The following is a 12,650-nucleotide window of genomic DNA, read 5'->3' as shown; positions in this document are numbered from 1 at the left end:
AAGCTAAAATTTTATAGTACCCCCAAAACAAAATTTTGTCCTAACTTGTAATAAAAAAGTTTATTTTTCATTTTGGGGTGAATTTGTTTTCTTAAGTTGATGAATGTGGGGTAGCATCGCTTGCCTACCAACTTAAGAACTTAGTTTCTCTGTACTTTATAATTATGAGTATCATTATAAATTTTATAAACCTCAGATAATTCCTGTTGCGAACGTATTTATACCGAAAATATGAGTAAGGCAAAGGATAAATGCCCAGAACTGGTATGATAGATGTTTTTATAGATTTTAGGCTTGATATTATTTGTTGAAATTTTTTTCGTAAAGATAATGAATAGATACAAACAAAACCAGCAATACACCTTTTCTGTATCATACTGGTTTTGTTGAAGTTCATCTTGAATTGCAGTTAATTTACCGAAATTACAAATTCCGAGTTCGGTGCCCCAGCAAATACAACTGTTCCGTTCTTCGGCAGTTTTACTTTGTTGTTGCCACTCACAACGGTAAAATTAACGCATACTCCCTTTTCATCATATACCACGAACGAACCTTTCGATGGCAATGTCACATTCATCATTTTCCCGGCTGCCGCTTTTGGGATCGTAAACCATTTCGCATGCCCATTTGCTTGTAGCGTAACTTTAGATGATCTCCCTACATCAAGTGGTTTTACATTACTTCCACTTACGTATAACAATCCGGCCATCTCCATATATTCATTGCCACCTTCTGTATAGAAGTGCGTTTCCGTCGTATCACGGCCATTCATCACTGGAATCTGGAGCTGATGCGTTGCTGTGTTTGGACCTATAATTTTTTTGCCATCCCAATAGCCCGCCAAGCCTTCGTCGCGATTAATTTGTGTAATAATAAGTTTCGGTTGTACGAGATATTCAATAGAACTAAATTTCTCATTTACGAGATAGAATTTGACACCTTCCCGCTTCGCCCATGCGGCAGCGGTTTTCTTCGATAACACGTTGTCTTCTAGTTTCTCAGCTAAATAGTGAGTCATCACACCTTGCCCTAAGCCTGGATGCGATTTATATGTGCTCTCCTTCAAATAAGTTCTCCCATTCTTCTCGATCACGAAGTTGAGCTTGGAAGTGCCCTTCTCATTAATAAAGCTTCCATCCGCAGTATATACATATTTTTCTTCTCGATTAGATGTTAAGAACAATTCTCCTTTCTTCGTAATTTCAATTTTGAAATGAGTTTCACTATTGCCATAAAAGCCTGCATTCTTTGCTACGTCTTGAGGCATTTTTACCTTGACTGGCTTGCCAAAGGATTTGTTCGGCTTGACATCCTTAATAGTACCGTTCTCTTTAAGCGCAGCGAGCAGCAATTCAGTTGCCATCAATTGATTTGTAGAGCTTCGTCCACCGGATGACAACACAGCTGCTGCCATTCTCTGTTCCGGAAGCACGACTAGTATAGCATGTTGTAGCGCCGTATCGCCGCCCTTAGCCAAAGCTCTTATCCCATATTCACTAAATGGGTATAGTTTCACACTATCCCAGCCAAGACCATAGTTAAAAATATTATCTCCATCCCCTGGCCACATACCTTTTTTATATTCCTCTTGCTCCATCGCTTTGACTACTTTATCAGAGAGGATTCCTTTTCCCTGTCCCATAAATAATTGTGAAAATCGTACCATATCTTCTGCCGTAGAAGATATCCCTCCCGTACCAATCACATTCACTGATTCAATTGGAAGTTGCCCTTGGTACGGAGGAAAATAAAGTCCAGCCCGCTTTTCGTCTCTCCATTTGTCCTGCGGCGTTTTTGTATGATGCATCTTTAAAGGTTCTGTAAACCGTTGATGTAGAAATTCTGTAAAGCTCATACCGCTGACTCTTTCCACTAAAATTTCGGCCAACGTAAAGCCATCGTTGCAGTATACCGAGAAAGCGCCTGGGTCTGCTTTCAAGTTTTGTTTGGACAATTGCTGCAATAAGACATCATGGGCATAGGTATCATTATCGTTAAATAAAAATGCACTACCTAACGTAGAACCTTGCAAGCCAGAGGAGTGATTCAACAACATACGTGGTGTAATACGTTTGTATCGACCGTCTTTCATCTCAAAATCAGGAACATAGCGGACAACAGGAGCATCCAAATCGACTTTTCCTTCATCGACCAATTTCATTACAGCCGCTGTTGCATACATTTTACTGACTGAACCAATCCCGTATAGAGTATCTTTTGTTAGCGGCTGTTTCCCTTCCATATCGTTCTTGCCAGCCTGACCCGACAAAATAAGTTCTCCATTATCAATTAGCGCATACTGCACGCTAGTCGCCCCATGGGACTTCGTAAGTAGCGCCGCCTTCTCTGCTGCAATCTTCTTTAGTTCTTGGCTAGCTACTTCTTCACCAGTTACAACTGTAGTCTTACTGTCAGAAAATACTTTCGCCCCTGTTGGTAGAATCATAGTTAGCGCTAATGCAACGGCTAACACACCAGTTAGCTCATTTTTCATGAGGGAATTACCTCCTTAGATAAGTGATCAATTTTATCATCTATTTATTCAGCTATAAAAATATGATAAAATTGATCCATTTTTCCTCTTAGCCTACTTGCTAAATTCAGCAAGTAAAATATTTTTAAAAGGATCAGGACTATCAGCTTTAAGGCTGTTCAAATTGACGGCCAATGTGTGCTTGCCTCCAAGTGTGCCTCCAGCAAAAGTTACAAATCCAGGAATGGTGCCTCCATGTCCCCATATCGATACACCGTTGGAAAGCTTAATTTTAAAAATCCCAAGACCGTAATCACCAAGTTCATCTGTTCCTGTAGGGACTGTAGTAAGCATTTGCTTTAGTTGCTGTTCTTTCAATAAATTACCTCCAAGTAAGTAGGAGAAGAATTTGTTTAAATCATCAGCAGTAGAAATCATATCTCCGGCTGAGCTCCCCATACTTGGATTATAATAAGTAACATCCTTTGGCTCACTTGCCCCGTCTAGTTGGATATATCCACGAGCATGCTTGGTTCCTGGTATCACGCTTGAATTTCCAGGTAAGAATGTATTCGATAATTCAAGCGGTTCAATAATCCGATTTTCAATCTCTTCCGCATAGCTATTCCCAGTTACTTTTTCAATAAGAATCCCTAGTAATACATATCCTGTATTTGAATACGACCAGCTCTTTCCTGGAGCAAAATCTGGGGGCATGGAAATTCCCATCTTTATTAATCCTTCAGCAGTATAAGATTTTTTTGTATCCATCATATTAAAATCCTTTGATCTTGTGTACTCAGCGATACCACTTGTGTGGTTCAATAATTGCCGGATAGTAATCTGTTTATCATCATATCCATTTCCTTGAATGACACCAGGCAACCATTTTTCAATAGAATCGTCTAAATTCAAGCGGTTCTCTCCGGCCAATTGCAGTACAACTGTTGCAGTGAACGTCTTTGTCACGCTGCCAATTCGAAAACGAAAATCTGTTTTCATTGGTTTCTTGGTACTCAGATCCGCTATCCCAGCTGCATAACTCCATGTTTTTCCACCCTCAGAAGTTTTAGCAAGTATCCCTGGATATCCAAGTTGCAATGTATCCCGCATTGCCTCTTTGACGAAATTACGGTCTCTTTGAGTGCTTGTTTGTAACGAACTAGATACATTTTGAATGGACTCCGCTTTTACAATTGAGGTTGGAGTTGTATATAACAGTGAACCTCCAGTTATTAAAATTGCTAAACCTGTAAATGTAATTTGACGATGCTTTTTCATCAAAATATTCCTCTCCCCTATTCATATTTTATAGATGATTATTTGCTGTTTTTAAACTAATCCGTCTTAACCAAAGACAAAAGGGCGATATTAAATTTGTAACCATTCTTATACCCATTATTTCACAAACGACTTTCTGACCTAAAAAATGGTCTATCCCTTTTTTTCAGATGTATGTTAACTTTTGTAATGTCTCTTTACCTTCATACAAGTCTTATTAATTGATTTGTTTTTTTATATAAATATATAGTATTTGTTCCTCCTCTCACTCTTCTTTACATTTTAATCATACACACTGAAAATCTCTTTTTTCTTACCTATTCCTTACAGATTTCTTACGTTCAAAATCACTTATATAATTGATTATTTTTTATTTTAATGACATTTAGTTGTATTAATTTGATAGGAATTTGACGGAATACAAAAGTTTATTTATTCCGAAAAATAAATTTAAATACATATATACTATTAAATATTTCACCTATACATTTCCTTACGTTATTCCTTATCATATATAGGGGGTCACGTCACATAGCTATCAAGCTAAGGTTTTATACTATCCATTAAGTAAAAAAGACGTTATTCTTTTTGTAGAAATATACAGAAAGGATGGCGTTTTTGTATGAGTCTATCGATTCAGGATGAGTTTCATTTGTTCGCTGAAGAACTACAGCGATATCTATCTCCACATATTCTTCAACAACTCGCACAAGAGACAGGTTTTGTAAAACGTAAAAGTAAGTATGGTGCACGAGATTTGGTTGCTTTATGTATTTGGATTAGTCAACACGTAGCAAGCGATTCTCTCACCCGATTATGTAGTCAACTTTATGCAAATACAGCTACACTGATGAGTCCAGAGGAACTTAATCAACGTTTTAATCGATGCGCTGTTTTATTTCTACAGCGTGTATTTTCTCTTTTAGTCAAAAGCCAACTAAACGATTCATCTCAAATTTCAAATCAATACACTTCTTATTTTCAACGTATACGTATTTTAGATGCTACTATTTTTCAGGTCCCAATCATTTGGCCCCTATTTATCCTGGTTCAGGAGGATGTGCACAAACAGCTGGTATTAAGATTCAGCTAGAGTATGATTTACATAGTGGAAAATTCCTCAATTTTCAGGTGGAACAAGGTAAAAATAATGATAAAACCTTTGGTACAGAGTGTTTAGATACCTTATGCCCAGGAGATTTATGTAATCGAGATTTAGGATACTTTTCTCTAAAGGATTTAGACCAGATGGATCAACGAGGTGTATTCTATGTTTCACGGTTAAAGTTAAATAATAGAGTATATGTGAAGAATGAATCTCCAGAATTCTTTCGGGATGAAACAGTAAAAAAGCAATCTTTATATGTTTTACTTAACCTTGAAGATATTATGCATCAAATAAAACCAGGAGATACTTATGAAATTCGAAATGCCTATATTGGACAACAAAAACTACCGTCGCGGGTTGTAATATACAGACTCACATCAACTCAAATTCATAAACGTAGGAAACGGCAAAATTAGATCCACGGTTAGAATTCAAAGCCCTATTGCCTTGGCAACCAAAAGAGGAATTTTTGTCAAGTTTTCCAGCTTTATGGGCATGGGATTAATATTGTTTACAAGGAATAATTCATGAATTAACTGGCACACACAGTTTAGTATAGGCTATATGCCATGTTAAATAATTCTTAAAACTTAATATCATTAGTAAAACAAGGGAATGTTTGTAGACCAATCTACACTTCAGTCCCTTGTTTTACATATATTACACTCCTATCAATCCTGGAAATATTTCGGTTAGTTGACATTAACTAAATGTTAACCAATAATTAGGAGGACTTCTTTTTTAAAATTATTCTTGATTTTATTGCTATGATTAATAAAATAATACCTAATAAACTTGTAAATATAGGGTAGATTATTGGGGAAAATATACTTGGATACGCACCATTTATATCAGAATGGTACCCCATTAATTTTAGACCTGTATCAGAAAAATTAACAAGGGCTACCCCTAAGTAATTCTGATTTCTTGTAGCATAGCTAAAACTTTCTTCTTTGTAGCTACCATCTTTATTAATGCTAATAATTTTCCATTTTCTTTCTTCTAAAGGATAACCATTACTTGTTATCCTCTGTAGAAAATATATTTGTTCTTCACCACTTATTTTATTTTTTACAGTTAACACATCTAGCCACGAAAAATATCTCCCATCTCTTGGATCATTAGAAATTAATATCTCATCAGGAGTAGAAACTTCTACCCCATTTATAAAAAGATGGGCCTTAACTACTCCACTGGAAGGAGTTCTTTCTTCCAATATCTTGATATGTACATCATCTATTTTTATTCCCTCAGCATCTAGTACATTCTCAAAACCTTCACTGTCTTTATAAGCATGATGTATTTCATATGTATCTGCAATTTTTTTACTTATCCAGTCCTCCCTAATAATATTGAACATGGGAATACAGGAAGGAACCAACAACACGAATGAAAAAATAAAATAAAAATAAGCTTTATTCATTTGTTTTCTCCCGGATAATAGTTTTAATATTTAGAATTTTATCATAAATAGATAGTATCTTGAATACCTGGCATAATGAACTCTTTTCTTCAAATGAAAAACACCTCCACTTAATTCACATTTAGTATGCGAATTAAGGAGGTGTTTTTTTCATGTCCCATTAATGGGGTTCACTTTATTCTCCATGGTTCTTTATTTTGGTATAACAGCGTTTATTAGATGTTCTATGCGTTTATGCCGCGAAAGTCACTTGACCATGAGGGTGTAGAGGCTCGTGATCAAGTGACTCGTGGAATAAAAAGCATAGGACGGAATCCCCAAAAAGGGTGAAAAACAGGAAATTTGTATATAACTTTATAAATTGTACGTGAGTAGTAACTATTAAATGAAATGTCATTGATAGAATACAAGTGTTATGTTATATTCAAAACTTTTGCTTTAAGAGCTCGAGCTCGAAAATTACTTTCATTATCATTTATACCAAAACGCTCACTAATTATCTCAAGTCTATACTGATAAGTGCCTGGTGGAGGAAAATCTATCCACGTAACAGAGGGGTTAAAATCAAGCTGGCTAGAAGTTGTTATTGGTATTGAAAAAACACGTTCAGCTGCCTGTGTAAGAAGATTTCTATCCCTAAATAGCTGGATTACAACGCCTGCACCATACATAGTTAAACCCTCAAATGGGACATAATGGGCTGTAGCAAAGGCATCCAAATCAACTGCTTGACCTGGTAATACTGTTATAGGTGGAAGTGTTAAAGTTAGCGTGAGCGCAGGTCTTATTTCATTACTACCTGTGAAAGAAACACTAGCTATACCTGATGGTTCTGTTGGTCCTGTTGGTCCTGTTGGTCCTGTTGGTCCTGTTGGCCCTGTTGGTCCTGTTGGTCCTGTTGGTCCTTTCTTATGATCACAACAATTTACATTTATTTCAATAGAATGATCGTCGCATTCATTTTTGCAATGCTTGTAGTACTTATCATCGTAGTAATCATTGTACTTATCTCTGCAGTGATCGTCGTACCTATTTTTGTAATGCTTACAGTATTTATTATAGTGGTCTCCCATATTCTATCTCCTTTTCAACATTATAATAAATACTATTAAGATTTTAATAGTTGTGCCTGTATGCTTGTCCAGCATTTCCTACAAAATTTCAAAATGTATACTGTATTCAAGGGAGGTTTACATAACCCCACTTATATTTATTTTCTGTTAACAACTTGCCAATCATGGAACGATTCAATCTGGAACAAAAGCAACACTTGGATACAAATAATGGAAAACAAGAAACGATAAACGAATTTAAACCTGCACTTGTATAATAAATAAGATGTGAGTAGACTGCTTAATAGCAATCTACTCACATCTTATCTTTTCACTAAAAACAATTTAAAAAGCTGTCAAATATAGCTTTATAAAAGACTCTCAAAGGAAATACGCACTATTACCACTAAAAGGCATTTATCATTTCATGCATTATAATAACAATATGCGGATTTCTTCTATGTTATAGCTTACGAGTTTGTACGAGTTCATTAGTTTAGTATACATTCCATGTGATTATATTCATCGCCCAATAAAATGTCATCTCGCCTAAGCTCGTACTTCGTTTTCTGTTCTATCATTGCACGTAATACTTTATGATGGTACAACCCATCATGGGGTATGTACTTTTTAACAGCCTATTCTTTTTCATCCATCTTCTGCTTTAAATATTCAGCAATTTCTGTTTGTCCTCTTTCTATAGCAAATTCATAAGCTCCCATATCTCTCATTTTATCCCCTGTGTACTTAACGGTAATATCTATACCATTCTGAAAAAGATACTTTACAATATCAAGGTGCCCGCCATAAATCGCTGAGAATAGTGGATTTCTATTTGGATCACTAGCATCTAATATTGCACCATTATCAAATAAGTACTCTACAATACTAATTTCACCTTCACTAGCTGCATGTGCAATAGGCGCTGACTTTGACACACCTTCGTTTATGTTAATATCTATACCAGATTCAACTAGAAATTTTATCATATCCAGTTTACCAGCTCTAGTCGCAACATGTAGCCACGTTCCAAAAGGTGTTACAAAATCAAGCAAACTTTTATCAGTAATAATTATCTCTTTCGCTTGTTCTATATCACCATTCTTAATTAAATCATAGATTCTTATTGCTTTTTCCTTATTATCCATAGAATCCTCCTAAAATATCTTTATTTCATTGATGCTGCTTCTTTAAAAACATTTCCTCCTAGTTTATAAGAAACTGTTTGAAGTCATTAGACATATTTACATCTTATCCAAACTCCAGCGTTATTATAAAGATTCGCCTCCTAACAAATTCCGTTCCTATCCGTAGTTATCGATATTACACCATAAAGAATTAGTAAATCCAGAAAAAACAAGAAGCGTTACTTGTTGGTTTGAAATAAAGTTTAATTGTTTATAAAAAAATACACACCGTTTTAAAAAAATTTAAACCGTTTGTAAAAGAAAACTCTTTTCGCTAACCTAAAACCAAGCACAAAACATATAAAAATTCCCTTCAGAAGAAATGAAGGGAATTTTCATTCATATAACCCCTGTTATCGGAATTAAAGAGGTTGGGTGATATAACTAATGATTATCGGTAGGTTCAAGTAATTCTATTCCCATTGAACAAAACCAAAATCTGATTCGGTCCTGTACGTTTCATCACACGATACCCCTTATTGGAATATGTCGCAACACCTTCATTATTCGGGATACAATATTTACCCGGCTTACATGTTCCATCATCACGGACTAACAATTGTCCTAATAGACCCACAGCCACCCATTCCGGCCTTTTTAGCCTTGGAATGTATTCTTCGGCAGGATTCCATTCAGGATTTAATATGGGCTGAGATTCAGTATGTTTGGGACTAATTACATTTCCTTGTTCATCCATTTCTGCCGAAATAACAACATCTTGGTATTGTACTCTGCCCCATTCATCCATAACATATTTATTTTTCCACCTTAATTCTCCACTGTTACCCAATACAGCAGGAGTAGAGCTTGTAATCCCTAATATATAGTCATCTTTTTTAAGTGCTTTTAGGATTTTATCGCTTTTACTGCAAAGGTAACAAAATAACAAACATCAATCGGCTGACCGTCAACTATTTCGAACATTTCCGCATAATCAGCATTACCTATAACCCATCCGTTATCAGCAATCCCCGTTCCATTATTCAAAATTTTAGCTGCTAGTGATTGATTATTATTATCAGTTCCATTTGCTAAATGCCATGAATAATCATCCGTTGCAATACCGAATCTACCCATAATGTGGGCTCCTGCATGCAGGGCTGTCCCTGTTCTTCTCCCTTCTGCATGGGAAAAGTCTCCACTCGCGATGGTACCGCTTCCTTCCGCATGAGATGATTCACCACTCGCTTGTGAACCTCCTCCTTCAGCGTGTGAAAAATCACCAATGGCTCTTGTAGCCCTCCCCCTCGGTGTGAGAAGATTGTCCCCTAGCTTCCATACTAGTTCCTTCCGCATGGGCAGCAAATACACTGGCGGTTGTATTGATTCCTTCTGCATGGGAATTGCTTTTACTGGCGATGGTTAGTTCTCCTTCTACATGGGATGATCTTCCGCTTGCGGTATTACGGATTCCTTCTGCATTGGCAGTGGTATTATTTCCTTCAGTATGGGAAGTGAATCCCCTGGAGTTTGTAAAGGACCCTTCCGCATGGGAAGCGAATCCGCTAGCTGTGGTATTGCTTCCTTCTGCATGGGAAGCAAATCTACTAGCAGTGCTGGTTCCTTCTTCTACGGCACATCCTATTTCAGGATCAACTCGAATGCAACCATTACAACAAGGCGTTATAGCGGAAACCCTATTTCTTTATTCTGATTTTCTTCACCTTGGTTTTCATAAGGATTCATTTCGTTTTGCTCTGACATAAAATCCCCTTCTTTTTGATATATTTTCTACATAAATCATAGAGTTGATGTATATAAATATGTGTTCAGAAATCTATTTGAAAGGGACAAAAGTGTTTTTTCAAAAAATCATCCTCTAACTAGTAGATTAATTTTTTATGTATTGGTTAAAGGAAGTGAGTTGTTTTAAAAGGGATATCGATGTCAAAAGCTCGATGTTTCTACCAGTAATTAAAGATGCATACATTATACTTTTCTAATTTACATAACGTCCTACTACCGGCTCCTATTTTTAAAGAAATTGAAATACAAGCTAGCGTAGTAACTACTATTTCTTATAATATTTTATTCGATCGAGAATCTATTGATAATAATTTCAAACAATATATAAATATGATTTTAGGAGAATATATGGAGAATTGGCTTAATCACAAAAATGGCCTATGGAAAGAAACGATAGAAATTACGAAAAGAAGTGGGCTTACTTTAAAAATTAAAGAGCTAAAAGCTAGGTAGTATGAAGAATTGTTGTGTCTACTTGTATCTAGGCTCCTGCACATTATGTAGGGATATTTTCTTAAAGAACAGGCCCTGCTTTTAACTAGTAAACTATACACCGGTTGCTAAATATACTGGAAACCGGTGTATTTATGTCTAAACATACAATTTTCTTTTTTTGATAAAGTGACCCTTATGAGAGTTCAGCTCACTTTTTTCGTTTTGGGAAAAAATTAATTTTTCAACTTGATAGCAATGTATAGTGTCCCCTAGTAGACCTATCGGTTTGCCATTTACAGATGATGTCTTGAAACTCCCTGCATAGTCGCAGCCATACTCATTAGTGCAATCGCAAATATAAATAACGAGTATTATAGGTCTCTTTTTATATTATCCAAAATGAATAAATTATTTTTTATAATAAATAATTATTTGCCACGTCGTTTCTTTGCTTTTTTACGCTGATTTGTATGATGATATTTTTTTATATGAGTACTTCTGTTCTTCTTATAATCAGGTAACTTTAATATAAATAAGGTAAATAAACAAAAAATCAAGAATATCAGGTTTGCAATTATCCAAAGGTTAATATCATATTCATACAGCTTACTAAAATACTTTTTTTCATGAGTAATATGGCTTACGTCGCTGTCAATTGCTTCGAGTGTATAAGGAATGACCCAAAAGGAACCAATTAATATAACAAAAGTTCCAAGGATGAAACTGAGTATATGTTTTATCAAGTTCTATTCCCCTTTAATTATATTTATTGTATGTCGTTTATATAGTATATATGGTTTTAGTTCGAAGATTGTATTTATCAAAGAATATATCATACAAATTGTTATCAGAATATAGGAGAAAAATGCAAAAAACACTTCGATGCGAGTGTTTTTTTAATATTTAGGGCACGTCATCATAAATTGGTTTGATAAGGCTTCCATCGCCATTCTATACTTTTCTAAATCAACTTCTATATTTCTAAAAGCGTCAATTCTATAAACAAGTTGGCTTTCCAACTCAGTAAGCCTTCTTTCAACTTCTTTTGAAGTATTTCCATCCCAGCTGTGAGCTAAAACCGCTTTATAGATCTTAATTTTTTTCTATATGTCAAGTAAAACAACTTCTGATTATGTTTATCATGTAAAATAGCTTAATAATCTATCAAAAGAATTGATCTCGGCATATGGTTTTATTTCGGTATCGCTCTTGACCATATGAGGATTGAACCATATGCCCTTTATATTTACATTTTGACAACCCCCAATATCCTTTTCTATGTCATCTCCAACGAATAATGCGGCTTCCGGTTGCACATTAAGCTTATTTAATGCTAATTCAAATATGCGTTTGTCAGGTTTACTAATTCCCACTTCTTCAGAAATAATTATTATATCAAAACAACTATTTAAATTAGTGTTAATTATTTTAGCTTTTTGTCTCTGAGTTGAGTCGTTTGTTATAATTGCAACTTTAACTTGCATCTTTATAGTATCCACGAAATTTATAGTATTTTGGTTTATAGAAAAACAATGAGGAAAATTATTATTCCAAAAATCTTGAATGTAATTGTGTGGCAATCTATATTTTGGTGGAAATTCATCAAAAAATGATTCCAAAACTTCTGTTTTATCACTATAGCCATAGGCTCCATTATCAAACTCTTTAAATTTTTGTAACATTTTGTTTTTAACCGAGTGTTTAACACCCTCATAACACTTTTCTAAAATAATTAAAAACAGTTTTTTCTACTGCCTTACCCCTATTAAGTAAGGTATCATCTAAATCGAATAGCTGGTATGTCAACACGAAACTAGACAATTTTTTTAAGGTGTTCTTGCCTGTACTGAACAGGACTCAAATAGCCCAGTGTTCCATGGATTCTAACATTGTTAAACCAGTTTACGTAGTCGTCCAATTCTAAGATCAACTCTTCTAAATTTGT

10 protein-coding genes and 2 pseudogenes are annotated in these 12,650 nt (G+C 35.2%); 2 read left to right on the top strand and 10 right to left on the bottom strand.

Annotated features, from left to right (window positions below):
• Window positions 1-409: 409 nt before the first annotated feature.
• Both M014_RS0114530 and M014_RS0114525 read right to left on the bottom strand, forming a co-directional pair.
• Complete coding sequence (locus tag M014_RS0114530) at window positions 410-2,494, bottom strand: serine hydrolase domain-containing protein (protein WP_026592396.1); 2,085 nt, start codon at window positions 2,492-2,494, stop codon at window positions 410-412.
• 93 nt (window positions 2,495-2,587) lie between these two features.
• Window positions 2,588-3,754, bottom strand: coding sequence for a serine hydrolase domain-containing protein (locus M014_RS0114525; protein WP_026592395.1), 1,167 nt, complete (start codon window positions 3,752-3,754; stop codon window positions 2,588-2,590).
• A 622-nt stretch (window positions 3,755-4,376) separates the two neighbouring features.
• Between M014_RS0114525 and M014_RS26990 the strand changes: the two are divergent.
• A pseudogene (locus M014_RS26990) lies at window positions 4,377-5,272 on the top strand (IS4 family transposase); the annotation flags it as partial.
• 314 nt (window positions 5,273-5,586) lie between these two features.
• On the opposite strand, the gene M014_RS0114510 reads toward M014_RS26990, so the two are convergent.
• From M014_RS0114510 to M014_RS26980, 5 genes are all read right to left on the bottom strand, one after another.
• Window positions 5,587-6,285: a hypothetical protein gene (locus M014_RS0114510; protein WP_026592392.1), complete on the bottom strand. Its 699-nt coding sequence runs from the start codon at window positions 6,283-6,285 to the stop codon at window positions 5,587-5,589.
• A 413-nt stretch (window positions 6,286-6,698) separates the two neighbouring features.
• Window positions 6,699-7,358, bottom strand: a complete 660-nt coding sequence (locus M014_RS29210) for a hypothetical protein (protein WP_051588578.1) — start codon at window positions 7,356-7,358, stop codon at window positions 6,699-6,701.
• A gap of 617 nt (window positions 7,359-7,975) precedes the next feature.
• Complete coding sequence (locus tag M014_RS0114500; RefSeq protein WP_026592391.1) at window positions 7,976-8,485, bottom strand: ankyrin repeat domain-containing protein; 510 nt, start codon at window positions 8,483-8,485, stop codon at window positions 7,976-7,978.
• A 442-nt stretch (window positions 8,486-8,927) separates the two neighbouring features.
• Window positions 8,928-9,413, bottom strand: a complete 486-nt coding sequence (locus tag M014_RS28400; RefSeq protein WP_081811040.1) for a peptidase G2 autoproteolytic cleavage domain-containing protein — start codon at window positions 9,411-9,413, stop codon at window positions 8,928-8,930.
• Entirely contained in the window at window positions 9,371-9,820 is a 450-nt protein-coding gene (locus M014_RS26980; RefSeq protein ID WP_081811050.1) for a hypothetical protein, read from the bottom strand. The genes M014_RS28400 and M014_RS26980 overlap by 43 nt, the downstream gene beginning before the upstream one ends.
• A gap of 26 nt (window positions 9,821-9,846) precedes the next feature.
• On the opposite strand from M014_RS26980, the gene M014_RS0114485 reads away from it, so the two are divergent.
• Window positions 9,847-10,230, top strand: coding sequence for a hypothetical protein (locus M014_RS0114485; RefSeq protein ID WP_026592389.1), 384 nt, complete (start codon window positions 9,847-9,849; stop codon window positions 10,228-10,230).
• A 903-nt stretch (window positions 10,231-11,133) separates the two neighbouring features.
• Here the strand turns inward: M014_RS0114485 and M014_RS30135 are convergent.
• The 3 genes and pseudogenes from M014_RS30135 to M014_RS0114465 form a co-directional block, all read right to left on the bottom strand.
• On the bottom strand, window positions 11,134-11,448 hold the full coding sequence (locus M014_RS30135) for a hypothetical protein (protein ID WP_026592388.1): 315 nt from the start codon (window positions 11,446-11,448) through the stop codon (window positions 11,134-11,136).
• A gap of 396 nt (window positions 11,449-11,844) precedes the next feature.
• Window positions 11,845-12,511, bottom strand: a pseudogene (locus M014_RS26970) (HAD family hydrolase).
• Window positions 12,512-12,518: 7 nt separating this feature from the next.
• Window positions 12,519-12,650: IS3 family transposase (locus M014_RS0114465; RefSeq protein WP_026592387.1), on the bottom strand; the 132-nt coding region annotated here is incomplete at its 5' end.

Source organism: Bacillus sp. UNC437CL72CviS29 (assembly GCF_000482345.1).
GTDB classification, from domain to species: domain Bacteria; phylum Bacillota; class Bacilli; order Bacillales; family Bacillaceae_G; genus Bacillus_A; species Bacillus_A arachidis.
The sequence above is the reverse complement of the archived record's forward strand: the minus strand, read 5'-3'. Positions and strand labels throughout refer to the sequence as shown.